We start from the raw sequence: 23,219 nt of genomic DNA on the forward strand, positions 1-23,219 counted from the left end.
CGCACCACCCGCGGCGCCCACGGACTCCGGCGGGCGCATGGCGCGATCATCGGGATAATTATAATTCTGCGCCGGCCCCTGGGGACGATCGGCGTAGATCACCGGCGGCGGGCCTGCCGGACGGCCGTAGCGCGGATCATCGGGCGACATGACCGGGCCGGTCGGCATGTTACGATCCGAATAGGCCGGCGGCGGCGCGCCCATCGGGCGGCCATAGCGGGGATCGTTGGGCGAAAGCACCGGTCCGGGCGGCGACAGCGACGCCGAACTCTGGCCGTTCGGCGCCTCGTCGTCCTCTTCAAAGACATCAAAATCCGACGGGCGGCGGTCGTCGCGCACGTAGCCAGGGGGCGGCGGCGGATAGGAGCCCTGAGGAGCGGAATAGACCGGACCTGGCCCTGCGGGGTAGCCCTGCTGCGCCTGCGCAACCGAAGTTCCTGCCGCGCCGAGCGCTGCGGCAGCACAAATCGTCAGAATGCGGTTGATCATCATCGCTCTTGTATAGTCCCCAAGCCACACCGGACCGTTAACGGCACTTGAAGGAAGATAGCGGCGCATTCAAGACAATTCCGCGAAATCCGGCCCGAATCGGTCATTTTGTGATTGGGCAGTGATCGCTGCGGCAAAGATGCCTCACCGTCGGGAAAAGTTATTCCGTTGGACTACGGGCGTCATTCCCCGACATTGGTTGCGATATCCTCGAATCGGCTTGATTCGCTGCCTATGAGCGGCCTTCCCCTGTGGTCACCGCGTTTCCTCTGGCTCAAAAGAACACTTCGGCAAAGACGGAACCGCACCCATGCTTCCCGGTCTTCGTTTCCTGTTCGCGGCGATCGTGCTGTCGACGTCGGTCCTGATCTTCGGACTTGGCGCCGCGGCGCTTCTGCGGGCTGCCCATGAGGAAGTCGCGAGCATCCCGTCGCGACGCAGCCCACCGGAGCCCGTCTTCGCGCAAGCCCAAACACAAGTTCAAGAGAAGCCGCCGACGCTCGCCATGCTGCGCGTCGACGCGTCCGCAGCAGAGACAACAGAAAAGGCGCCGGACAGCGCCGAGACGTCCCCTGCTCCGGCCGTACCAACCGCCGATGCTCCCGCGCCGGCCGAGCCCGAGCAGGTGGCCGCCGTGAAGCCCGATGAGCCTGCTTCGACCGAGACGCCGCCGCCTGTGGCAGATGCTCCGGAACCACAGGCACCGACGACGGCAGCCCAGACGGAAACTCCTGCTCCCGCCGAAGAGACCAAGCCTGCGGCGGTCGCAGAGGTCCCGCCCGCGAACGACGCCACCCCCTCCGCACCCAAGGCGCCTGCCGCAGCGGAAGAGAGTCCGGCGGCGGCCAAGATCGCCACGCTGGGCGGCCCCGCGGTTACCGTCGAGGAAACGACGTCCGCAAAGAGCGCGGACCCGAAGCCGGATCAAAGCGCCGCCAAGAAGCGTGCGCGGGCGGAGCGTGCCAGGGAGCGTCGGCGCGTGGCGGCGCAGCAGCAACGCCTGATGCGGCAGGCCCCGCCACAGCAGGTGCTCGATCCGTTCGGCCAGCCGATGCTCGTGCGCCCGACGCGCTGATCGTCTGGAATCAGGCGGGTCCCGTCGCGATCGGCGGCCCGTCCGGCAATCCCCATTCGGCCCAGGAACCGTCGTAGAGCGCACTACCGCGCACGCCGAGGCGATAGAGCGCGAGCGTCAACACCAGCGCCGAGACGCCGGAGCCGCAACTGGTGACGATCGGCTTTGCCGTGTCGACGCCGGCGGACGCAAATGCCTTGCGCAATTCATCGAGCGGCTTCATCGCCCCGGTCTTCGGGTCGAACAGATCGGCATAAGGAACGTTGCGGCTGCCTGGGATGTGGCCGGAGCGACGGCCGGGCCAGGGCTCGACCACGGTGCCCTCGAACCGCGGACGCGGCCGTGCATCGATCACCTGTTCCTTCTTGGTCTCGATATTGCCGAGCAATTGCTCCTTGCTGCGGACGAAGCTCGGATCGAACTTGGCCTGGAATTTTCCAGGCTTCGCTGTCACGGGACCGGATTCTGTCGGATGTCCCTCGGCCTTCCACTTCTGCAAACCGCCGTCGAGCACCTTCACGTTCGGATGGCCGAACGAAAGGAACATCCACCACGCCCGCGGCGCTGCGACCCAGCCGCCGGCATCATAGGCGACCACGGTGTCGTCGGAGGAGATGCCGAGCGCGGAGACGTTCTGCGCGAACTGCTCGGCGGTCGGATACATGTGCGGGCGCGGGTCGTTCTCGTCGGCGATCGCATTGACGTCGAAGAACACCGCGCCGGGAATGTGGGCGGCGATGAAATCGTCTGCCGGCAACGGCAACACGCCCGGCATCTTGTAGGAGGCGTCGATCACCTTGACCTTGGGATCGCCGAGATGGGCGGCAAGCCAGTCGGTGGAGACGAGCGGGTCTTCAGTGGTGGTCATGGATGGATCTCCGGCACTTCGCAAATCGTCATTGCCGGGCTTGGCCCGGCAATCCATCCTCTTCGAGAGGATGGCCCTTTTGTCGGGATAGACACGCGGGTCAAGCCCGCGTGTGACGAGCTTATTTCTTCTTCGGCTCCCACTTCTCGATCGGGCCGCCGGCGTCGCGCCAGGCGGCGAAACCGCCGCCCATATGGGCGACCGGCTTCAGCCCCATGTCCTGCGCGGTCTTCGCAGCCAGGGCCGAGCGCATGCCGCCGGCGCAATGGAAGATGAACTTCTTGTCCTCTTGGAAGATCGGCTTGGCGTAGGGGCTCGCCGGATCGATCCAGAATTCGAGCATGCCGCGGGTGCACGAGAAGGCGCCGGGGATCTTGCCATCGCGCTCGATCTCGCGGGGATCGCGGATGTCGACGATCACGACGTCACCGTTCGGGAGCAGCTTGATGGCGTCGGCCGCGCTGACGGTCTCGATCTCGGCATTGGCTTCATCCATCATCTGCTTGATGCCGCGGTGAATGGTCTGGGGCATGGGGCTCTCCCTTGGCTGTTGTGTCGCCGTCATTGCGGGGCGCGCATAGCGCGAACTATGATGTGCAATTGCACATCAGAGAATCCATTCCTCCGCCGGCGCAAGTGGCTAAATGGATTCCGGGTTCGTCCTTCGGACGCCCCGGAATGACGAGAGCTACCGTACCAGTTCCTTCATCGCATTCTCCAGACCTTCGATCGTGATCGGGTACATGCGTTCGGAGAAGATGCGGCGGATGATGGTGGTCGATTCCGAATAGTCCCAGTGCTTCTGCGCCACCGGGTTGAGCCACACCGCGTGCGGATAGGTGCGGATGATGCGATCGAGCCAGATCGAACCGGCCTCCTCGTTGACATGCTCAACCGAGCCGCCAGGGACCATGATCTCGTAAGGCGACATCGAGGCGTCACCGACGAACACCACCTTGTAGTCGTGCGGGTATTTGTGCAGCACGTCCCAGGTCGGCGTGCGGTCGGTGAAGCGCCGCTTGTTCTGCTTCCAGACGCCCTCATAGAGGCAGTTGTGGAAGTAGAAATATTCCATGTGCTTGAATTCGCTCTTCGCGGCCGAGAACAATTCCTCGACCTGCTCGATATGCGAATCCATCGAGCCGCCGATATCGAAGAACACCAGGACCTTGACCGCGTTGCGCCGCTCGGGACGCATGTGCACGTCGAGATAACCGTGATTGGCGGTTTCCTTGATCGTGGTGTCGAGATCGAGCTCGTCGGGGGCGCCGGTGCGGGCGAACTTGCGCAAGCGCCGCAGCGCGACCTTGATGTTGCGGATGCCGAGCTCGACATTGCCGTCGAGATCCTTGAACTCGCGCTTGTCCCACACCTTTACGGCGCGGTTGTTGCGGTTCTTCTCCTGGCCGATGCGGATGCCTTCGGGATTGTAGCCATGGGCGCCGAAGGGCGAGGTGCCGGCGGTGCCGATCCACTTGTTGCCACCCTGGTGCCGGCCCTTCTGTTCCTCCAGGCGCTTACGCAACGTCTCCATGAGCTTATCCCAGCCCATGGCTTCGATCTGCTTCTTCTCTTCCTCGGTGAGGTATTTCTCCGCGAGCTTCTTCAGCCACTCCTCAGGGATTTCGGCCTTGTCCATGGCATCGAGCAGGCTCTCGAGCCCCTTGAACACGGTGCCGAAGACGCGGTCGAACTTGTCGAGGTTGCGCTCGTCCTTTACCAGCGCCGAGCGCGACAAATAGTAGAAATTCTCGACACTCTGCTCCGCCAGGTCGGCGTCGAGCGCCTCCATCAGCGTGAGATATTCGCGCAAGGTCACAGGGACCTGGGCCTCGCGCAGCGATGTGAAGAACTGCAAGAACATGTTCCATAGATCGCGCGCCGGGGTCGCGCCGTCAAGGGCACCCGGGTCTTTAGGGCAGCATCACGGGGTCGGCACCGAGGTGCGCGGATCATTCCGCAAGGCGGAAAGGGCCCGCCTAATTTCAAGGCGGTAGCGGTTAGCTCAGTTGCGTTCAGGCGCTGGAATCCACGCTAGACCTGCTTGGTTTTTCCATTAGTATCAAATTGAAACTCATCATGACGGGGTAGTATGAAATTCACCGGTACCAAGGATTATGTCGCCACCGATGACCTTAAAGTCGCTGTCAACGCCGCCATCGTGCTGGAGCGCCCGCTTCTGGTGAAGGGCGAGCCCGGCACCGGAAAGACGGTGCTGGCCGAGGAAGTCGCTAAGGCGCTCGATGCACCGCTTCTGACCTGGCACATCAAGTCCACCACCAAGGCACAACAGGGCCTCTACGAATATGATGCGGTGTCGCGGTTGCGCGACAGCCAACTCGGCGACGCCCGCGTCTCGGACATCAAGAACTACATCAAGCGCGGCAAGCTGTGGGAAGCCTTCACCAACGAGAAGCGCCCGGTGCTCTTGATCGACGAGATCGATAAGGCCGATATCGAATTCCCCAACGATCTCCTGCTCGAGCTCGATCGCATGGAGTTTTTCGTCTACGAGACCGGCGAGAACATCAAGGCCAAGCTGCGCCCGATCGTGATGATCACCTCCAACAACGAGAAGGAGTTGCCGGATGCCTTCCTGCGGCGCTGCTTCTTCCACTACATCAAGTTCCCCGATGCGGACACGATGGAAAAGATCGTCGACGTGCATTTCCCCGGCATCAAGAGACGACTGGTGGAAGAGGCCTTGCGCATCTTCTTCGAGGTGCGGGAAGTGCCGGGCCTGAAGAAGAAGCCTTCGACCTCCGAATTGCTCGACTGGCTGAAGCTGCTCCTGAACGAGGACATCACGCCGGAGATGCTGCGGGAGCGCGATCCGCGCAAGCTGATCCCGCCGCTGCACGGCGCACTGCTCAAGAACGAACAGGACGTGCACCTGTTCGAGCGGCTGGCCTTCCTGAGCCGCCGCGAAGTCTGACTTGACGATCTACGAAGCGCCGGGAGCACCCCGGCGCTTCGCGCGTACTGCCAATAAAACAACAAAAGAGCGGGGAAGATGAACGTCCAAACACAGATCCGTGCTGCCGAACCCATCACCTCTGAGCATTTCGACGTCCTGATCGTGGGCGCCGGCATTTCAGGTATTGGCGCCGCCTACCACCTCACCACGCAGTGCCCCGGGACCAGCTTCGTCGTGCTGGAGACGCAGAAGACGTTCGGCGGCACCTGGAGCACGCACCGCTATCCCGGCATCCGCTCCGACAGCGACCTCCACACCTTCGGCTATCGCTTCAAGCCGTGGACCAGCGCGCCGATCGCAACCGCCGCCGAGATCCTGAAATATATGGGCGACGTGATCGAGGAGAACGACCTCGCGCGACACATCCGCTATCGCCACACCATCACGTCGGCGAAATGGTCGAGCGAGACCAATCTCTGGACCATCGACGCCACGCGCACCGACACCGGCGAACACTTCCGCTTCACCACCAACTTCTTCTGGATGTGCCAGGGCTACTATCGCCATGCCGAGGGCTATACGCCGGAGTGGAAGGACATGGCCAAGTTCAAGGGCCCGATCGTGCATCCGCAGAAATGGCCCGAGGACCTCGACTACAAGGGCAAGCGCGTCGTCGTGATCGGCTCCGGCGCCACCGCCGCGACGCTGATCCCGGCAATGGCCAAGGACGCCGGCCATGTGACGATGCTGCAGCGCTCGCCGACCTATTTCCGCACCGGCCGCAACGCGATCGAGATCGCGGAGCAACTGCGGCAGTTGCAGGTCGACGAGAAGTGGATCCACGAGATCACCCGCCGCAAGATCCTGTTCGACCAGGACGCCTTCACCCGCAAGACCTTCGAGAAGCCTGAGGAGGCCAAGAAGGACTTGCTGTCGGCGGTCGAAGCCTATCTCGGCAAGGACTATGACATCGCGACCCACTTCACGCCGCGCTATCGCCCGTGGCGGCAGCGCATCGCCTTCATTCCCGACGGCGACCTGTTCCAGGGCATCAAGGCCGGCAAGGCTTCCGTCGTCACCGACGAGATCGAACGCTTCACCGAGAAGGGCATCCTGCTGAAATCCGGCAAGGAGCTCGAAGCCGACATCATCGTCACCGCGACCGGCTTCAATCTGTGCGCCACTGGCGATATCGAATTCGAGCTCGACGGCAAGCCGCTCGATTTCGCCGATACCGTGACCTATCGCGGCATGATGTTCACGGGTGTGCCCAACCTCGTCTGGGTGTTCGGCTATTTCCGCGCGAGCTGGACCTTGCGCGTCGACCTCGTCGCCGATTTCGTCTGCCGCCTGCTCAAGCACATGAAGGAAACGGGCGCCAAGAAGGTCACGCCGGCACTCAGGTCCGAAGACCACAACATGCCGATCCTGCAGTGGATCGACGAGGAAAACTTCAACCCCGGCTACATGCTGCGCGGCATGCACCTGTTGCCGAAGCGCGGCGCCAAGCCGGAATGGCAGCACAACCAGGACTACTGGGCCGAGAAGGACGAGTTTCCGACGATCGACCTCGCGGACAAGGCGTTCGTGTACAGCTAGACCCTCGTCCCAGCGGACGCTCTCAACGTCATTGCGAGGAGCGACAGCGACGAAGCAATCCATCTCTCCACACGTGGCGCGATGGATTGCTTCGCGGAGCCCGTCATCGGGCGCGCGTTCGCGCGACCCGTTGGCTCGCAATGACAGCTCAGACCATTTCGGGAAACCTTACCGCCTCCGGCGCGGTCCGCCCGCGGATCATGTCGGAGGCCTTGTCGGCGATCATCATCGTCGAGGCGTTGAGATTGGCGGAGATCATGCGCGGCATGACGGACGCGTCGACCACGCGCAGGCCCTGCAATCCGTGGACGCGGAGCTGGTCGTCGACCACGGCCCATCTGGCATCTGCCGGACCCATCCGGCAGGTGCAACCGGGATGGAATGTGGTGGTGCCGCGCTCGGTCGCCGCCGCCAGGAGTTCGTCGTCGCTCTGCACGTTCGGTCCGGGGAAATCCTCGTAGTCATAGTAGGGCGCAAGCGGCGCTGACTTCAGAAGCCGGCGCGCCAGCTTCATGCCGGCGACGACGACGCGGCGGTCGAGTTCTTCGACGAGATAGTTGGTCTGGATGATCGGCGGTGCGAACGGGTCCGACGAGCGGATGCGGACATAGCCGCGGCTCTCCGGCCGCTGCTGCCAGGAGGCGACCGTCATGCCGGGCTCGTCCTCGAGCTGGCCCTGCACGCCTTCCTTGTAGCTCGCCGGCGTGAAGGTGAGCTGGAGGTCCGAGCTCTCCGTGGTCTCGCCGGAATGCCAGAAGCAATAGACCATGGTCGGCGACAGCGACAGCAGGCCGCGCCGCGTCGTCGCCCATTTCAAGGCCTCGACCCACAGGCTCAGTCCGCGCCGGAGCTCGTTGATGGTCTTGATGTTCTTGACGCGCGCGACCGAGCGCGGCGCGTAATGGTCCTGCAATCCCTCGCCGACACCGGGCAATGCATGGCGCACCTCGATGCCGTGCGACTGCAACAGTTCGGGCGAGCCGACGCCGGATAATTGCAGGACCTGCGGCGAGTTGTAGGCGCCGCCGGAGAGGATGACTTCCTTGTTGGCGCGCACCTCGACCGGCTCGCCGCCCCGCCCTCCCCGAAGATAGCGCACGCCGACCGCGCGCTTGCCTTCGAAGATGATGTTGGTGACATGCGCATGCGTGCGCACGTTGACGTTCGGCCGCTTGCGCGCCGGATGCAGGAACGCTTTCGCCGCGCTCATGCGCAGGCCGTTCTGGATCGTGCGCTGGCAGTAGGACACGCCCTCCTGGATCGCGCCGTTATAGTCCGGGTTGCGGGGAATGCCGAGACTGACGGCCCCCGCCATGAAGGCTTCGCAGAGCGGGTCCTGCCAGTCCATGGTGGTGACGGTGAGGCTGCCGTCGCGGCCGCGATAGGTCTCGTCGCACTCGCCGACGCGGCGTTCCATCCGCTTGAAATAGGGCAGCACGTCCGGATAGCCCCAGCCGCGGTTGCCGAGCTGCGCCCAGGTGTCGAAGTCCTGGCGCTGGCCGCGGTTGTAGATATGGCCGTTGATCGAGGACGAGCCGCCGAGCGTCTTGCCGCGCGGCGCATAGATGCTGCGGCCGCCGGTCCAGGGGCCCGGCTCCTGCTGGTAGGCCCAGTTGACGCTCTTCATGTGGAACGTCTTGATGAAGCCCGCCGGCAGATGGATATAGGGGTGCCAATCTTTCGGGCCGGCTTCGAGCACGCAAACCGTGGTGCCGGCATCCTCGCTCAAGCGGTTGGTCAGAACGCTACCGGCGGAGCCCGCGCCGATAATCACATAATCGAACGTTTCCATCGTCTCGTTTCTGGCGCGGCAGAGCGGCTACCGCGGCTTTTCGTTGAGTTGATAGTTGAGATGCGCCTTCACCGTCGGCCATTCACTGGCGATAATGCTGTAGACGATGGTGTCGCGCAACGTGCCATTCGCTGCGATCTGGTGGCTGCGCAGGACGCCGTCCAGCTTGGCGCCGAGCCGCTCGATGCCGCGGCGGCTCTGGTGGTTGAAGAAATGCGTGCGGAACTCTACCGCAATGCAATCGAGTGCCTCAAAGGCGTGCGTCAGTAACAGCAATTTGCACTGCGTATTGACCGCGCTGCGCTGCACACGCTTCGCGTACCAGGTCGAACCAATCTCGACGCGCCGGTTGGGCGCATCGACATTCATATAGGTCGTCATGCCCGAGATGGTGCCGCCGGCATCGAACACCGTGAACGGCAGCATCGATCCGGCCGCCTGCAGACCAAGCCTGCGGTCGATCTCTTTGCGCATGTCTTCCGGGCGCGGAATGGACGTGTACCAGAGCTTCCAGAGCTCGCCATCCTTCACGGCCTCGACGAGTCCGTCGATGTGATCCTGCGACAGCGGCTCCAGCCGCGCCTGCGCGCCGCGAAGGGTGATCGGTTCAAGCCAGGGCATGCAACATCCTCTCCGTCATTGCGAGCGAAGCGAAGCAATCCATAGCGCCACTTGCGGGGACAGTGGATTGCTTCGTCGCTTCGCTCCTCGCAATGACGTATTACATCACCTATTCAAAAAATTCAGCGGCAACCCAGGCCGCGACCAGTCCATCGCGATCAGCTCGCCCTTGCCTGACAGCGTGATGTAGGCGGTCTTCAGCTCAGGCCCGCCGAAGGCGATGTTGGTGGTGACGCGGTCGCCGGTCGGCACCTGCTCGACAAGGGTACCATCAGGCGCGATCACGGAGATGCAGCCCGAAACCAGCGTCGCCACGCAGACATTGCTGCTCGCCTCCACCGCAAGCGAATCGAACATCTGGTAGCCGCCGAGCCCGGCAATCGGCTTGCCGCGTTCGCCGCGATAAATCACGTCGCGCGGCTTGACGGTTCCAGGCGCAGAAAGATCATAGGCCCAGAGCCGCGCGGTCGGCGTCTCCGCGATGTAAACCGTGTTCTCGTCCGGCGACAGGCCGATGCCGTTGGCGGGCAGCAGGCCGTGCACGCCTTCGACAATCTCCTTCATGCCGGGCTTGATGTAATAGAATGCGCCGACATCCATCTCGCGGGCGCGACGCTTGCCGAGATCGGAGAACCACAGCCCGCCATGCTTGTCGAAGACAAGGTCGTTCGGTCCCCTCAGGGCATGCTCGCCGCATTTGTCGACGACGGTCTCGACCTTGCCGGACTGCAGGTCGACGCGCTGGATCGAGCCGCCGATATAATCGTCCGGCTGCGGCCCCGGCATGATCATGTTGCGCGTCGGGATCCAGCTAAAGCCGCCATTGTTGCAGATGTACATCTTGCCGTCGGGACCGAGCGCCGCGCCATTGGGGCCGCCGGGAATCTGCGCCACCACGTCCTTGCGCCCGTCCGGATAGACCCGCGTTAGCCGCTTCCCGCGGATTTCGACCAGCACCACCGATCCATCCGGCATCACCACCGGCCCTTCCGGAAATTCGAGATCGGTGGCAAGAACGCGGATATTGGCCATGAAATCCTCCCGGCTGCTTGTGGCTGCAAGGGGATTTTTCAACCGGCCCCACGCAACGTGTTGTTGGCGTGAAGTTATGACAAAGACGCCGTTGCTTGCCAAGCAAGCGCGAAGCAGGGCAGCTTTGCGAGCTGCCGTAGGATGGATAGAGCGCCAGCGAAACCCATCGTCTCGCCCCATCACAGCCGGCGCATTGATGGGTTTCGCTGCGCTCTACCCATCCTACACGTCCATCACTCCTTGACCGGCACCCAGATCTCGAGGCCGCCATTGCCGGTCATAGGATCGAACGTCTCGTCATAGCGCTCGAAGTTCGGCGCATCGGCCGCCTTCATGCCGGATTGCGGCAGCCAGTGATTCCAGATCGTGTTCACAGTCCGCCGGATCGTGGAGATGTGCTCGCTGTGGGTGAAGACCGCATATTTCTGCTCGGGGATTCGCACCCGGCTGAACTCGCGCGGCAGATCGGAGAAGTCGGCGACCTCGACGCCGGCGATGTAATCGAAATTGCCGGCGTCATCTCCGTTGCAGCAGACGCCATAGGCGACGTTGCCGATGCGGCCGGGAATATTGCCGACCGTCTGGTGAAAGCGTTGCCACTGGTTCGGAATGCCGGCGCCATCGCAATTGGCGTGATTGTAGCGTTCGCCGACGCCGGCGACGAGGAACGCCTTTCCGGTCGCAATACGCGGCGGGCTGAGATGATCGAGCGCGGTTGAATCCATCATGATCGGCTCCTGTAGTTTAAGCTTGCCGAGGCACGTCGTGGCGCGAACCGTTTCGGGCGTGACGCCGAAATGGTCGCGGAACGCGCGGGTGAACGCTTCGTGAGAGCCGTAGTCCGCATCCAGCGCCAGGCTGAGAATATCCGGCGCGCCGCTCGCGAGCGCGCGAGCCGCCTCGCTGAGACGGCGGGCGCGCACGTATCGCATCACCGAAAACCCTGTCGCCGCCGCAAACGCGCGCACCAGGTGGAAGCGCGAGACACCGGCGATGCCGGCGATCTCGTCGAGCGTCAGCGGCTGACCAAGATGGCTCTCGATGTACCAGAGCGCCTTCTGGGCTGGATTCATGGCTGTCGGCCTTCCCTCAAAGCGCGTCCATCATGCGCGATCGCGCCGAGCACCGTTTGACAGTCCTTGCTGTCCGGCGGCGACCAGAGCGTCGTTCCGTCCCACGGAAATTGCAACCCACCCGTCGCTGGCAAGGTGAGGCCAATCGTGCATACTCGCTGGCGCATCGATCCGACGGCTCACCCAAAGCTGCCCATAATCAAGACTGTAAGAGCCGCGGCGAACTGTCAGGGAGGACAATGATGCATTACCGGCTCTTGAACTATGCCCAATCCACGCTGCTTGCGACACTTCTGGCTGTCGCGCTCGCGGGAACCGCCAGCGCACAAAAGAAATACGACCCCGGTGCCACCGACACCGAAATCAAGATCGGCAACATCATGCCCTACTCCGGCCCGGCTTCGGCTTATGCCACCATCGGCAAGACCGAAGCGGCCTATTTCAACAAGCTCAACGCGGAAGGCGGCATCAACGGCCGCAAGATCAACTTCATCAGCTATGACGACGCCTATAGCCCGCCGAAGACGGTCGAACAGGCACGCAAGCTCGTCGAGAACGACGAGGTGCTGCTGATCTTCAACCCGCTGGGCACGCCGGGCAATACCGCGATCCAGAAATACATGAACTTGAAGAAGGTGCCGCAGCTCTTCGTCTCTACGGGAGCCGCCAAGTGGAACGACCCGAAGAACTTTCCGTGGACCATGGGCTGGCAGCCCAGCTATCAGGTCGAAGCGCGGATCTACGGCAAGTACATCCTGCAGAACTATCCGGGCAAGACGATCGGCGTGCTCTACCAGAACGACGATTTCGGAAAGGACTATGTGATCGGCCTGCGCGAGGGCCTCGGCGATCAGGCTGGCAAGCTGATCATCGTGGAGGCCTCCTACGAGACCAGTTCGCCCACGGTGGATTCCCAGGTGGTGCAGATCAAGGGCGCCAATCCCGACATCTTCGTCAACATCGCGACGCCGAAATTCGCGGCGCAGGCGATCAAGAAGATCGCCGAGCTGGATTGGCACCCGGTGCAGTTCCTGACCAACGTGTCCGTCTCGATCGGCGGCGTCATGAAGCCGGCCGGCTATGAGGCCAGCCAAGGCGTGCTTTCCACCAACTATCTGAAGGATCCCAAGGACGCCGAATGGAAGAACGATCCCGCCATGAACGAGTGGCGGGCATTCATGGGCAAATGGTATCCTGAAGGCGATCTCGACGATGCCGCGACCGTGTTCGGCTATGGCGTCGCCAAGGGGCTCGAGCAGGTGCTGCGCCAATGCGGCGACAACCTCACCCGCGAGAATGTCATGAAGCAGGCGGCCAATCTCGATTTCCAGATCGGCATCTACCTGCCGGGCACGCGCATCAAGACCGGCCCGAACGACTTTGCGCCGATCGAGCAGCTCCAGATGACGCGCTTCAAAGGCGAGAGCTGGGAACGGTTCGGCCCCGTCATGAGCGGCGAGAAGAACTCTTAAAAGTAGCCGTCGCTTCAAATCGACGTATCCCGCTCGTGCGGGATACGCCATTCCGCCTTGGAGAAACACCATGAAAATCACTGATGTCCGCGCACACCACATCCGCATTCCCTATGACGCCGGCCCCGCGAGCTTCCGGCAGGGCGCGTCGGCAATCGCGGCGCTCGACATGGTGCTGGTCGAAGTCTCGACCGATAGCGGCCTCACCGGTTGGGGCGATGCCTTCGCCTATGTCTGTCCGCGCACGACCTGCACCGCGATCGAGGAAATGATCGTGCCGCAGGCGCGTGGCCTCGACGTGCCTGATGCCGCCGGCATTCCTGCCGTGATGGAGCAGATCCAGCGCAACCTGCATCTGTTCGGCCGCTACGGCATCACGATGTTCGCGATCTCGGGGCTCGACATCGCGCTGTGGGACCTTGCCGGCAAGATCAAGGGCGTGCCGCTGCATCGGCTGATCGGCGAGGCCAGACGCGCAAAGATCCCGGCCTATGCGAGCCTGATGCGGATCGGCACGCCGGAACATATTGCGAGCGAATGCGAGGCCGCGCTCCGTCGCGGCTATGGCGCGATCAAGCTGCACGAGACCACGACGCCGGCGGTGTTCGCGGCACGCAACGCGATCGGCAGCGACGTCCCGCTGATGGTCGACATGAACTGCCCGCTGGATGGCCCGAGCGCGATTGCTTTCGCTCAGGCCTGCCAAGCGGCAAGTCCGATGTTCCTCGAGGAGCCAGTCTGGCCCCCGGAGGATTTTGCCACGCTCGCCGACGTACGCGCCAAGGGCGGCCTCGACATCGCGGCGGGCGAGAATGCCTGCACCGTGCACCAATTTCGCCAGATGATGACGGCGGACGCCGTCAGCCATGCGCAACCCTCGGTGACCAAGGTCGGCGGCATCACCGAGTTCCTGAGAGTTGCGGCGCTCGCCGACGAACTCGGCGTCAAGATCGTTCCGCACTCGCCCTATTTCGGACCGGGCTTCCTGGCGACGCTGCACCTGATGTCGATACGGGACGACGGCTTCATCGAAGTCTTCTACATGAAACGGCCCGCCTGCCTCTGGCGCGGCCGCGCCGATGTCGATGCAAGCGGGAGTGTCGAAGTGCCGCAAGGGCCCGGACTCGGCTATGAGCCCGACAGAGACGTGATGGAGCAGTACCGCGTGTCGTGAGGAGGCTTGGCAACTCAGGCGTCATTGCGAGGAGCGATAGCGACGAAGCAATCCACGTCTCAGCAAGCCGTGAGATGGATTGCTTCGCTGGCGCTCGCAATGACGGACACTCACTATTTGCCGCCTTCCTTCGCCACTGGTGCAGCGTCCTTTGCCGGCGGCATATCGGCTTTCTTCTTCAAGTCCTCATCCATCTTCTTCTGCGCAGCCAGCAGATCATCCACGCGCTTCTGCAAGGTCGCGGATGCACTCTTGAGGCTTTCAATCTGGCGATTGGCGGCATCGAGCTTCTGCTGATGATCGGTCACAAGCTTCGTGATCGTCTTCTGCAGGAAGTCGACGTTGCTCTGCAGGCAGCTCGTGCGCCGCTCCCAGGTCTTCTCGACGGTACAGATCTCGATGCCCGGAACATCCTGAGCTTTAACTTTGGTGAATGCCAGTGTGCTGGATACAAGCATCACGAACACGGCGATCATCATCTTAACGTTCATTAAATCCTCCACGCGCTCACGGCAATGTGCGCAAAGCGCGGCGACATCGTCAGAGATACCACACTGTAACCGCATTCCGGCGTTGTCCTCCACTCATTGCGGGGTGCGGGGGGCTTTTGGGAACTCAAACGTTTCCACGCATCGAAAGTGGAGAATAATCAGATGGCAACGCGCGAAAAGCGACTGGCGCAGTTCGATGGCAACGGCGAACCTCCGCCGAACGAGATCGTCGAAGTGCTTTGCGAAGACCAGAGCGGCACATATCAGTTGCCGTTCGCCTGTCGCTTTATCGACGGTCATTGGCTCAATGACCAATCCGGCGGAACGGTCGAGGCGACCGTGATTGCCTGGCGCTTTCCTCGCGTAAAGCAAACAGGCGCAGCTTAGGAGACCACAGAAGAGTTGTTATCGGCTTCTGCTCCGCGAGAGACGCGGCGCTCACACCGAAGCAAAGCTTGCGAGAGGGACGAAGGCTCATCCCTCTCGCACCCGCTCTGTCCCAAAATGCAACGGGAGAGTTCACCGCCTTAAGGTTCGGAACGCCGGTGGAACGAAGCGCGTCCGAATCAGTGATGAAGCGCCGTACGCTGTTGTTCACGGCTAGATGTCGGTGCCAGTCCGAGCCGGCGCACCACATGCAGGAGAACAATCAGCGGCCGCAGCCAACGGCCAACCACAAAAGTTAATTCCTCCGGAGACGACATGATCGGTCACTTCCAAGGCGTCACCGACGGCACCTTCTCGGTGGCCGGCGGCATGTCGACGGTCTTGAAGTCCGCCGGGCTCACGATCTCCAGATATTCCATGTCCGGTGAGTAGTCGAAGAGGTAGTGCACGATACCGGGCCGCTGATGCACGACGTCGCCGGCCTGCACCAGCGTCGGCTTGTCCTCGTACATGAAGCGCGCCCAGCCCTTCATCATGATCACGATCTGGAAATCGCAATCATGGCGATGCCAGCCGGTGCCATCCTCGGGCGGGCAATCGGGATTGGCCTTGACGAGATGACAGATCACCTGGCCGCCGGTGGCGTCGGCAATGCCGAGATCGCGGTAGAGGAAGAAATCGCGCAGGCCCCCGCCCTTGAATTCGGTATCGCCTGGCTTGATGTGAGAGAACTTGCTGACAACCGCATGCTGGTTCATTTGAAGCCTCCAACGTTCTCGATCGCGAGAGCGCGGCTACGCAAGGCGTCCAAATTTTCGGCAGCGTCGCATCGTCGCGTTCACAGCTTGAATTGTGCTATGCGAAATCCGCGCCAGTCGCGCTGCGGTGCGGCGATTTCTGCAGATATCGCTGGCTAGGCGGACGAAGCGTTTGGAACCAAGCCTGAATTTGAGTCGAGTGATTTTTTGCGGCGCAACCACCGCTCCCCTGCCGCTACGCGCGCGCGGCTTCCGTGGCACGAGCTTTAGGCAGTACCTGCACCCTACCTGAGCCCGCTGAACGCGCAGCCGGCAGGCAGTACTGCCTAATATTCGACCTCCAGCTCCTCGACATCGGCGGGCTCGGCCTTGGCCGCCTCGACCCACTCCCGCACCTCCGGCATCGACATGATGGTCTCGGCATAGGCCGCAAGCGTCGGCTCGAGCTTGACGTCGTAGGTGATGAAGCGGGTGACGACCGGCGCATACATCGCGTCCGCCATGGTGCGGCGCTCACCGAACAGGAATGGCCCACCGGACGCTGCGAGGCAGTCGCGCCAGATGGTGCAGACCCGGTCGATATCGGCCTGCGCGCGCGACCAAATCTTGAAGCCGGGAAAATGGCCTTTCAGATTGACCGGTAGCGAGGCCCGCAGCGTCGTGAATCCGGAGTGGACTTCACCGCAGATCGAGCGGCAATGTGCTCGCTTTATGCGGTCTTCCGGCAACAGACCCGCATGCGGCATGATCTCGTTGAGATACTCGCCGATCGCCAGCGTGTCCCAGACGGTAGCGCCCTCGTGGCGCAGGCAGGGCACCAGGATCGACGACGATAGCAGCAGGAGTTCCGCGCGCGCCGACGCGTCATCTGGAGCGGTGATCACCTCCTCGAATTCCAGCCCCGCGAACTTCGCCAGCAACCAGCCGCGCAGCGACCATGACGAATAGTTCTTGCTGCTGATGGTCAGTGTCGTTGCCATAGAGCCTTCCCTCACGCCTCAACGTCGACCGCACGGACTCAAAGCCTCCAGCCTATCCTTGCGGATATCGCCCCTGCTCATTGCCTGAGCGCCGAGTATCCCAAGCAGCAAGCTACGTGCCAATTTCGAGGGCGGTTCGACTCCGCTTTGGCTTCGATATTGCATAGCAACACCGGGCAAGGGCGGTCGCGTATGATGTCAATGTCAATGATGTACCAAGCCTACCAGAATCACATGGACCTGACGGCACCATGGCGCACGGGGGCGGCGGCGGCACTTAGATATATTAATCTGGTACCGCAGGGGGTCTCGGACCGGTTGTTTGGCCGGCTTGCGGCCGCACTCGAACTGATCTCGCGCTCGACCCTGACCTACACCCGCCCCGACTACGGCATCGGCAGCGTGAAGGTGGGCAATCGGGAATTGGAGGTGCGGGAGGAAGTCAGCTACGCCACGCCGTTCGGATCGCTCCTGCACTTCAAGAAGGTCGATGGGCCCGAGCACCCGCGCCTGTTGCTGGTGGCGCCGATGTCCGGTCACTTCGCGACGCTATTGCGCAGCACGGTCACGACGCTGCTGCAGGATCACGACGTCTACATCACCGACTGGCACAATCCGCGCGACATTCCGCTCGACCAAGGCCGTTTCGGGCTCGAGGATTACACCGACCATCTCATCACCTTCCTCGACAAGCTCGGCCCGCGCGCGCACATGGTCGCGATCTGCCAGCCCTCGGTATCGGCACTGGCGGCAGCGGCGATCATGTCGGAGGACAATCACCCCGCGCGTCCCGCATCGCTGACCTTGATGGCCGGGCCGATCGACACGCGCATCCAACCGACCAAGGTCAACGAATTTGCGAAGAGCAAGCCGATAAAGTGGTTCGAGGACAACCTCATCAACTATGTCCCGATCCAGTGCCGGGGCGCGTTCCGAAAGGTCTATCCGGGCTTCGTGCAGCTCACCGCCTTCGTGTCCATGAACCTCGAGCGCCACATCAAGCAGCACATGGACCTCGCCAATCATCTCGCCAAGGGCGAGAAGGAGAAGGCAAACGTCATCAAGACTTTCTACGATGAATATTTCGCGGTGATGGATCTGCCGGCCGAATTCTACATCGAGACCGTGCGCGACGTGTTCCAGGAGCATCTGCTGCCCCAGGGCAAACTGATGCACCGGGGGCGGCCGGTGAATCCCGCTGCGATCAGGCGCATGGGCCTGATGACGGTCGAAGGCGAGCGCGACGACATCTGCTCGATCGGGCAGACGCTGGCGGCACAAGACCTCTGCACCGGCGTGCGCGGCTATCGCAAGGTGCATCACATGCAGGCCGGCGTCGGCCATTACGGCGTGTTCAGCGGCAAGCGCTGGAACAACGAGATCTATCCGCTGTTGCGCGACTTCGTGCACGTGAATTCGTGAGCTGTTCGTCATTGCGAGCCAACGGGTCGCGCGAACGCGCGCCCGATGACAGGCTCCGCGAAGCAATCCATTTCTCCACGCGCGGAGGCATGGATTGCTTCGTCGCTATGCTCCTCGCAATGACGGCTGGAGACCCTAGCCACTCAACTCCGCACGCAATAGTCTACCGGGCACGACGACCCCCCAGAGAATCGTCCCGGGAGAAACAACCATGCGGCCCTCCGCGACTTTCCGCAGCTTCGCCCTTGCCTTCATCGGCGTACTCTTCCTCACCGCCTCTGCCTCCGCCGCCGAAATCCGCGTGATGATCTCGGGCGGGCTGACCGCCGCCTACAAGGCCCTGGTGCCCGAATTCGAGCGCAGGACCGGCCACAAGGTGTCGACCGCCTATGGACCGTCGATGGGAACCACCGTCAACGCAATTCCGGTGCGGCTCGCGCGCGGCGAGCCGCTGACGTACTCATCATGGTCGGCTACGCCCTCAATGACCTCGCCGCGCAAGGCAAGGTGATAGCCGACAGCCGCGTCGAACTCGTCAAATCGCCGATCGGGATCGCGGTGAAATCAGGCGCGCCAAAGCCGGACATCAGCTCGGCGGATGCCGTGAAGCGCGCGCTGCTCGCGGCAAAGTCGATCGCCTATTCCGACAGCGCAAGCGGCGTCTATGTGTCGACCGAAATGTTCCAGAAGCTGGGCATTGCCGAGGCGATGAAGGATAAAGCAAGGAAGATTCCGGCCACGCCGGTCGGCGAGATCGTGGCCAAGGGCGAAGCCGAGATCGGCCTCCAGCAGATCAGCGAGCTGAAACCGGTCGCCGGCATCGATATCGTCGGGCCGCTGCCGGATGAGCTGCAGAAGATCACGGTGTTTTCCGCCGGGATCGCCAGCACCTCCAAGGAACCCGACGCCGGACGGGCGCTGATCCAATTCCTCGCATCGCCCGACGCCCGCGCTGAACTGATCAAGAGCGGACTGGACCCGATCCCCTCCAGCAGCACCACGCACTAGGCGTGGACTCATCTGTGGACGCCCCGCGAGATGCAAGCGATTTCTGAAGAAAGTTGGCACGTAGTCGGATGCTGCCATCTGTCCGGCCTCTGATGCAGCGATGGAGCTGCGGGCCTGTATGGGAGTTCGCGGATCGGAACCAAATCATTAACGCGTGCTCTAGGCACGATGAGTCCGTCTGGTTCTTCCGACCCCGTCTCGCCGACCGTTGCGCCATACCTTCCTTCGACCGACTACACCTCTGACGACCTCAGGTCCGGCCAGGACTACGCCTTGGCCGTGACCGGAGCCATGTAATCCTCCTGTTTCACAAGTAGCGCCCAAACGATGCGCGCTATTTTGTTAGCAAGCGCGACGGTTACCACCATGCGGGGCTTGCGAGCCAACATCTGTTCGAGCCACGAACCCCTTGGCGCGCCGCGTTTGCTCGCCTGCTGTACGACTGCACTGCTGCCGATGATGAGGAGGCGCCGTAGAGTGCGTTCGCCCATCTTGGATGTTCCGCCGAGCTTCTGTTTACCGCCCGTCGATCTTTGAAGAGGTGTTAAGCCAAGCCAGGCGGCGAAGTCACGGCCTTTGGCAAATGTCTCGGCCGGCGGAGCCAAGGCCGCAATCGCGGTAGCGGAGATCGGGCCAATGCCAGGAATAGTCATCAGCCTACGTGTGACTTCGTTCTCTCGAGCACGCCGCGCGATTTCTTTGTCAAGATCCCCAATCCTGTCATTGAGGCCGGTGAGCAGATCAAGCATTAAACGGAACATAGCGCGGGCGGCATCGGGAAGCGAACTGATCATCTCTTCTTTCTCGATCAGATCGGCAAGCCTCGCCATGTGAGAGGGCCCCTTGGGAGCGATCCAGCCATATTCCGTGAGGTGTCCTCGGACTGCGTTGATGAGCTGAGTTCGCTGCCGCACCAGCAGATCGCGGGTTCGAAATACCAGACCTGCCGCCTGTTGTTCTTCACTCTTCACGGCAACGAACCGCATGCTTGGCCGCTGAGCGGCTTCGCAAATTGCCTCCGCATCGATCGCGTCGTTCTTCTGTCGCTTCACGAACGGTTTGACATAGGCCGGTGGGATCAACCGAACCTGATGGCCAAGCTGAGCAAGCTGGCGAGCCCAGTGGTGCGCTCCGCCACATGCCTCCAGCGCGACAGTGCAGCTAGGCTGAGCCGCGAAAAAATCGAGCACCTTTCCGCGGCTGAGACGCTTACTGAACAACGCGAGACCGCGTCCGTCCACACCGTGAGCGTGAAAAACATGCTTGGCAATATCCAGACCGATCGTGGTAACCTTTGACACGGACGCCTCCCTTAAGTGGTGCTCAACACCTCCACTTTGGCACATTGATGCCGTCGGCGGGGCGTCCACCCCATCATTAACGCGCTGCTAGACGCGACCGCGACCTCGATCATCACGAGACCGCGATCTGCCGGAAGTGCATAGGCACGCATGCCATTTTCCTTTTGGAAGGCGGATGCGCGCGCTGCGTTCGCGGTCGCAGAGGGTGGAGCATTGAATTTGCTAAACCAAGGGAGAACGACCATGAAACTTGCGACGATAGCACTAGCTTCTGCGTTCGCGCTCTCAAGTACGTTCGCACTTGCATACACGAAGCATCATAAGTCAGGCACCAGGACGTATCACGCTTACGCCCGGACGCAGCCCGGTATGAACTACAGTGGGAACAACTTCGGCTGGAACAACCCCGGTTGGAACAACTACGGTGGGAACAGCTACGGTTGGAGCCGCGGTGCAGGCGGCCCGAACAACCGGGGCGGACTGGTGGGCGGCGACGACTCCGGTACCTACAGACCCTAAAAGTAAGCGCCACGATTCTAGTTGACGAAACTAACTTGTGTGCCGCTGCGCCAGTGGCTGGCGCAGCCAGTCAAGTTGCGGGCGGCGAGTCGGCTTCAACGGATGGCTCGCCGCCTGCTTTAATGCGGGCGTTTCGATGTTCACTTTGACCATCGCGCCATTTCGCTGCACGCACGCAGCTTATTTGGCCTGCGTCCGGATCGGCGCGTCCTTCAGCCCGTTGTTGTCATAGGCCTCGCGCAGCGAGCCGTCGGCAGTCGCTTCGGTCATGAACTTGGTCGCGAAGGCCGCGGACAGCGGATGATTTAGCGGGACCGCAACCGCAGTCACCGTCTGCTTGAAGGTCTCGTCCAGCACCCGCGTGCCCGGAATTTTCTTCGCCATCGCATTGAGCTGGTCGCGTGAGAGTGCGAACGCGTCGACCTCGCCGCTCTTCAGGAGACTGAAGATCTCGTCATAGGTCTGATAGCCCGTCACCTTGGCGTTCTTCAGGTCCGCAATTGCGCCGCGCATGGTTGTGGTGTTGTTGACGGCAGCGACCTTGACGCCCGGCTGGTCGAGGCTTGCGAAATTCGTGACCGTCGAGCCCGGCCTGACGATGTAGGTTGCATCCGCGACTTCATAGATCGGGCCGAACGTCATCCTGGTTTCGCGCTCGGGATCCTTGGGCAGGAAGGTGACGTCCCAGGTGCCCTTCGATGCCGCATCGGTGATCTGTCCGGAATTCTGGTGCACGACATATTCGATGGGCACGCCGAGCTGCGCGGCCATTGCCTTACCGAGATCGACCGGCACCCCGGCATAGCCGGTTTCGGTCTTGGTGCACCAGAACGCACCGCCCGCCGGGCTGATCGCAATCGCGACGCGGAGCTTGCCGGTCGGCGCGATCTCGTCTTTCAGCGCGTCGGCACTGGCCGGGGCGGCCATCATGGCGACCGCGACAACAAGGCCTGTGATAAGCGGCAACTGGCTGGGCATTGGCTTCCTCCACGCCAGATCTGTGCGCCGAGTCTGTCGCTACAAATTCATCTGACGCGGATCGTGATCTTCTCGGAGACGACCGGCGGCTTGAAGGGATAGTGCTTGGCGTCGCCGAGTACGAGCTGCAAAGTATGTTTGCCGGGCGGCAGCTCGATACGAGCCTCGGTCTGACCGGCGCCGAAATGCAGGTGGGACTTGTCCGATGGGATCGGCTCGTTCGGATTGAGCGGCTCGTTCACGTCGATCAGCAGATGGTGATGACCGGCGTTCGCATAGTCATCGCCGGCATGGGTCACGCCCATGTTGCGCAGGCCGAAGCGGGCCCAGAATGCGCCCTTGATCGTAGCGCCATTCTGCGGCCAGACAAAATACAGGACCGCATCCTTCGGTGCAGGCTTGTCCTGCGCGTGCACAACGTTCGCAAGCGACGACAGGACAGCCGAAATCAGAAGTGTACGTGCAATTCTCATTGCCCCCTCACCGATCCAAATACTTTAAGGCGACAGCGCGACCCGGAACCCATGGGTCGGATATCGAACATTGGTGTCGTAATTATCGCGGTTGGCCGGTCGTACATAACGCGTGTCATTCTTCCAGGAGCCGGAGCGGAGCACATGGGACGTGCAGTCTCCGCCAAGCCAGGGTGAACCGTCGGCCGGGGCCCCTGATAGTTCTTGTGCCAGCAATCCTCCACCCACTGGTCGACCCCGCCACCCATGTCGTGCAGCCCGAACGGGTTGGGCTTGAAGTTACCGACCTTGGTCGGTTGCTCGGCGGCTGCGCTGTCGCCGCAATCCTTGCAACTGGCCACACCCGGCTGCATCTGCTCGCCCCACCAATATCTGGTCTGCGTTCCGCCGCGGGCAGCAAACTCCCATTCGGCTTCGCTCGGAAGCCGATAGGCCTTCTTCGTGACGTCCGCGAGCCAGGCAACGTATTGCTTGGCATCGCTCCAGCTCACATTGGTGACCGGCGCCTCATCCTTTCCGGTCGCCGTGAAGCCGCACACCTTGGCGGCAGCGCACGCGTTCCATTCGCGGACCGTGACCGGATATTTGGCGATGGCGAATGGCTTAATCGTCACCCTTCGGATCGGCCGCTCCGACGCATCGTCATTGCTGCCCATCGAGAAGCTGCCGCCCTGAAGCGCGACCATCTCGGGCTCCCGCACGGAAGGCGTGGGAGGCGTCGGGGGCGTGACCGCGGTGACGGCCGGGCTCGCGGAAGGCTGCGGTTGCGGCGGCTGCGGTTGCGCCGTGG

General features: G+C 62.3%; 20 protein-coding genes and 3 pseudogenes. 8 read left to right on the forward strand and 15 right to left on the reverse strand.

Annotated features, from left to right (window positions below):
* A pseudogene (locus CWO89_RS19405) lies at nucleotides 1-492 on the reverse strand (L,D-transpeptidase); the annotation flags it as partial.
* Nucleotides 493-799: 307 nt separating this feature from the next.
* Between CWO89_RS19405 and CWO89_RS19410 the strand changes: the two are divergent.
* A complete protein-coding gene (locus CWO89_RS19410) occupies nucleotides 800-1,564 on the forward strand; it encodes a hypothetical protein (RefSeq protein ID WP_130580353.1) in 765 nt (254 codons plus the stop codon).
* A gap of 10 nt (nucleotides 1,565-1,574) precedes the next feature.
* Here the strand turns inward: CWO89_RS19410 and sseA are convergent, their stop codons facing one another.
* The 3 genes from sseA to CWO89_RS19425 form a co-directional block, all read right to left on the reverse strand.
* Entirely contained in the window at nucleotides 1,575-2,432 is an 858-nt protein-coding gene (gene sseA / locus CWO89_RS19415) for a 3-mercaptopyruvate sulfurtransferase (RefSeq protein ID WP_130580354.1), read from the reverse strand.
* A gap of 121 nt (nucleotides 2,433-2,553) precedes the next feature.
* The gene (locus tag CWO89_RS19420) at nucleotides 2,554-2,964 is read right to left on the reverse strand and encodes a rhodanese-like domain-containing protein (RefSeq protein ID WP_130580355.1); all 411 of its coding nucleotides are present in this window, start codon (nucleotides 2,962-2,964) and stop codon (nucleotides 2,554-2,556) included.
* Between the two features lie 156 nt (nucleotides 2,965-3,120).
* Nucleotides 3,121-4,296 (reverse strand): vWA domain-containing protein, encoded by a 1,176-nt coding sequence (locus CWO89_RS19425; protein ID WP_130580356.1) that lies wholly within the window; start codon nucleotides 4,294-4,296, stop codon nucleotides 3,121-3,123.
* 228 nt (nucleotides 4,297-4,524) lie between these two features.
* On the opposite strand from CWO89_RS19425, the gene CWO89_RS19430 reads away from it, so the two are divergent.
* The gene (locus tag CWO89_RS19430; protein ID WP_130580357.1) at nucleotides 4,525-5,367 is read left to right on the forward strand and encodes an AAA family ATPase; all 843 of its coding nucleotides are present in this window, start codon (nucleotides 4,525-4,527) and stop codon (nucleotides 5,365-5,367) included.
* 78 nt (nucleotides 5,368-5,445) lie between these two features.
* Nucleotides 5,446-6,948: a flavin-containing monooxygenase gene (locus CWO89_RS19435; RefSeq protein WP_130580358.1), complete on the forward strand. Its 1,503-nt coding sequence runs from the start codon at nucleotides 5,446-5,448 to the stop codon at nucleotides 6,946-6,948.
* A gap of 148 nt (nucleotides 6,949-7,096) precedes the next feature.
* Here CWO89_RS19435 and CWO89_RS19440 read toward each other — a convergent pair whose 3' ends face one another.
* The 4 genes from CWO89_RS19440 to CWO89_RS19455 form a co-directional block, all read right to left on the reverse strand.
* Entirely contained in the window at nucleotides 7,097-8,740 is a 1,644-nt protein-coding gene (locus CWO89_RS19440; RefSeq protein ID WP_130580359.1) for a GMC family oxidoreductase, read from the reverse strand.
* Nucleotides 8,741-8,767: 27 nt separating this feature from the next.
* Nucleotides 8,768-9,361: a GNAT family N-acetyltransferase gene (locus CWO89_RS19445; protein WP_130580360.1), complete on the reverse strand. Its 594-nt coding sequence runs from the start codon at nucleotides 9,359-9,361 to the stop codon at nucleotides 8,768-8,770.
* 105 nt (nucleotides 9,362-9,466) lie between these two features.
* Nucleotides 9,467-10,393 (reverse strand): SMP-30/gluconolactonase/LRE family protein, encoded by a 927-nt coding sequence (locus CWO89_RS19450; RefSeq protein ID WP_130580361.1) that lies wholly within the window; start codon nucleotides 10,391-10,393, stop codon nucleotides 9,467-9,469.
* Between the two features lie 233 nt (nucleotides 10,394-10,626).
* The gene (locus CWO89_RS19455) at nucleotides 10,627-11,466 is read right to left on the reverse strand and encodes an AraC family transcriptional regulator (protein WP_130580362.1); all 840 of its coding nucleotides are present in this window, start codon (nucleotides 11,464-11,466) and stop codon (nucleotides 10,627-10,629) included.
* 239 nt (nucleotides 11,467-11,705) lie between these two features.
* Here CWO89_RS19455 and CWO89_RS19460 point away from each other — a divergent pair, with 239 nt between their 5' ends.
* On the forward strand, nucleotides 11,706-12,938 hold the full coding sequence (locus tag CWO89_RS19460; RefSeq protein ID WP_130580363.1) for an ABC transporter substrate-binding protein: 1,233 nt from the start codon (nucleotides 11,706-11,708) through the stop codon (nucleotides 12,936-12,938).
* 70 nt (nucleotides 12,939-13,008) lie between these two features.
* Nucleotides 13,009-14,112, forward strand: coding sequence for a mandelate racemase/muconate lactonizing enzyme family protein (locus CWO89_RS19465; RefSeq protein ID WP_130580364.1), 1,104 nt, complete (start codon nucleotides 13,009-13,011; stop codon nucleotides 14,110-14,112).
* Nucleotides 14,113-14,225: 113 nt separating this feature from the next.
* Here the strand turns inward: CWO89_RS19465 and CWO89_RS19470 are convergent, their stop codons facing one another.
* On the reverse strand, nucleotides 14,226-14,588 hold the full coding sequence (locus CWO89_RS19470) for a hypothetical protein (RefSeq protein ID WP_130580370.1): 363 nt from the start codon (nucleotides 14,586-14,588) through the stop codon (nucleotides 14,226-14,228).
* A 177-nt stretch (nucleotides 14,589-14,765) separates the two neighbouring features.
* Between CWO89_RS19470 and CWO89_RS19475 the strand changes: the two genes are divergently transcribed.
* Entirely contained in the window at nucleotides 14,766-14,990 is a 225-nt protein-coding gene (locus CWO89_RS19475) for a hypothetical protein (RefSeq protein WP_130580365.1), read from the forward strand.
* A 323-nt stretch (nucleotides 14,991-15,313) separates the two neighbouring features.
* On the opposite strand, the gene CWO89_RS19480 is transcribed toward CWO89_RS19475, so the two are convergent.
* Both CWO89_RS19480 and CWO89_RS19485 read right to left on the reverse strand, forming a co-directional pair.
* Nucleotides 15,314-15,748, reverse strand: a complete 435-nt coding sequence (locus tag CWO89_RS19480) for a cupin domain-containing protein (protein ID WP_130580366.1) — start codon at nucleotides 15,746-15,748, stop codon at nucleotides 15,314-15,316.
* Between the two features lie 326 nt (nucleotides 15,749-16,074).
* A complete protein-coding gene (locus CWO89_RS19485) occupies nucleotides 16,075-16,728 on the reverse strand; it encodes a glutathione S-transferase (protein ID WP_130580367.1) in 654 nt (217 codons plus the stop codon).
* A gap of 201 nt (nucleotides 16,729-16,929) precedes the next feature.
* Here CWO89_RS19485 and CWO89_RS19490 point away from each other — a divergent pair, with 201 nt between their 5' ends.
* Both CWO89_RS19490 and CWO89_RS19495 read left to right on the forward strand, forming a co-directional pair.
* Entirely contained in the window at nucleotides 16,930-18,150 is a 1,221-nt protein-coding gene (locus CWO89_RS19490; RefSeq protein WP_130580371.1) for a polyhydroxyalkanoate depolymerase, read from the forward strand.
* Between the two features lie 211 nt (nucleotides 18,151-18,361).
* Nucleotides 18,362-19,158 (forward strand): annotated as a pseudogene (locus CWO89_RS19495) (substrate-binding domain-containing protein).
* A 266-nt stretch (nucleotides 19,159-19,424) separates the two neighbouring features.
* Here CWO89_RS19495 and CWO89_RS19500 read toward each other — a convergent pair.
* The 4 genes and pseudogenes from CWO89_RS19500 to CWO89_RS19515 all read right to left on the reverse strand — a co-directional run.
* A complete protein-coding gene (locus CWO89_RS19500; protein WP_130580368.1) occupies nucleotides 19,425-20,459 on the reverse strand; it encodes an IS110 family RNA-guided transposase in 1,035 nt (344 codons plus the stop codon).
* 699 nt (nucleotides 20,460-21,158) lie between these two features.
* On the reverse strand, nucleotides 21,159-21,905 hold the full coding sequence (locus CWO89_RS19505; protein WP_130580372.1) for a transporter substrate-binding domain-containing protein: 747 nt from the start codon (nucleotides 21,903-21,905) through the stop codon (nucleotides 21,159-21,161).
* Between the two features lie 98 nt (nucleotides 21,906-22,003).
* Entirely contained in the window at nucleotides 22,004-22,429 is a 426-nt protein-coding gene (locus tag CWO89_RS19510) for a DUF4399 domain-containing protein (RefSeq protein ID WP_130580369.1), read from the reverse strand.
* A gap of 24 nt (nucleotides 22,430-22,453) precedes the next feature.
* Nucleotides 22,454-23,219, reverse strand: a pseudogene (locus CWO89_RS19515) (formylglycine-generating enzyme family protein); the annotation flags it as partial.

Origin of the sequence: Bradyrhizobium sp. Leo170, from assembly GCF_004296405.1 — a bacterium.
Lineage (GTDB): Bacteria > Pseudomonadota > Alphaproteobacteria > Rhizobiales > Xanthobacteraceae > Bradyrhizobium.

What these genes read in the sequence shown, in the direction of transcription:
- CWO89_RS19410 (WP_130580353.1), top strand. Translation starts at nt 800, where the DNA reads ATGCTTCCCGGTCTTCGTTTCCTGTTCGCGGCGATCGTGCTGTCGACG.
- sseA (WP_130580354.1), bottom strand. Translation starts at nt 2,432, where the DNA reads ATGACCACCACTGAAGACCCGCTCGTCTCCACCGACTGGCTTGCCGCC.
- CWO89_RS19420 (WP_130580355.1), bottom strand. Translation starts at nt 2,964, where the DNA reads ATGCCCCAGACCATTCACCGCGGCATCAAGCAGATGATGGATGAAGCC.
- CWO89_RS19425 (WP_130580356.1), bottom strand. Translation starts at nt 4,296, where the DNA reads ATGTTCTTGCAGTTCTTCACATCGCTGCGCGAGGCCCAGGTCCCTGTG.
- CWO89_RS19430 (WP_130580357.1), top strand. Translation starts at nt 4,525, where the DNA reads ATGAAATTCACCGGTACCAAGGATTATGTCGCCACCGATGACCTTAAA.
- CWO89_RS19435 (WP_130580358.1), top strand. Translation starts at nt 5,446, where the DNA reads ATGAACGTCCAAACACAGATCCGTGCTGCCGAACCCATCACCTCTGAG.
- CWO89_RS19440 (WP_130580359.1), bottom strand. Translation starts at nt 8,740, where the DNA reads ATGGAAACGTTCGATTATGTGATTATCGGCGCGGGCTCCGCCGGTAGC.
- CWO89_RS19445 (WP_130580360.1), bottom strand. Translation starts at nt 9,361, where the DNA reads ATGCCCTGGCTTGAACCGATCACCCTTCGCGGCGCGCAGGCGCGGCTG.
- CWO89_RS19450 (WP_130580361.1), bottom strand. Translation starts at nt 10,393, where the DNA reads ATGGCCAATATCCGCGTTCTTGCCACCGATCTCGAATTTCCGGAAGGG.
- CWO89_RS19455 (WP_130580362.1), bottom strand. Translation starts at nt 11,466, where the DNA reads ATGAATCCAGCCCAGAAGGCGCTCTGGTACATCGAGAGCCATCTTGGT.
- CWO89_RS19460 (WP_130580363.1), top strand. Translation starts at nt 11,706, where the DNA reads ATGATGCATTACCGGCTCTTGAACTATGCCCAATCCACGCTGCTTGCG.
- CWO89_RS19465 (WP_130580364.1), top strand. Translation starts at nt 13,009, where the DNA reads ATGAAAATCACTGATGTCCGCGCACACCACATCCGCATTCCCTATGAC.
- CWO89_RS19470 (WP_130580370.1), bottom strand. Translation starts at nt 14,588, where the DNA reads ATGATCGCCGTGTTCGTGATGCTTGTATCCAGCACACTGGCATTCACC.
- CWO89_RS19475 (WP_130580365.1), top strand. Translation starts at nt 14,766, where the DNA reads ATGGCAACGCGCGAAAAGCGACTGGCGCAGTTCGATGGCAACGGCGAA.
- CWO89_RS19480 (WP_130580366.1), bottom strand. Translation starts at nt 15,748, where the DNA reads ATGAACCAGCATGCGGTTGTCAGCAAGTTCTCTCACATCAAGCCAGGC.
- CWO89_RS19485 (WP_130580367.1), bottom strand. Translation starts at nt 16,728, where the DNA reads ATGGCAACGACACTGACCATCAGCAGCAAGAACTATTCGTCATGGTCG.
- CWO89_RS19490 (WP_130580371.1), top strand. Translation starts at nt 16,930, where the DNA reads ATGTCAATGATGTACCAAGCCTACCAGAATCACATGGACCTGACGGCA.
- CWO89_RS19505 (WP_130580372.1), bottom strand. Translation starts at nt 21,905, where the DNA reads ATGGCCGCCCCGGCCAGTGCCGACGCGCTGAAAGACGAGATCGCGCCG.
- CWO89_RS19510 (WP_130580369.1), bottom strand. Translation starts at nt 22,429, where the DNA reads ATGAGAATTGCACGTACACTTCTGATTTCGGCTGTCCTGTCGTCGCTT.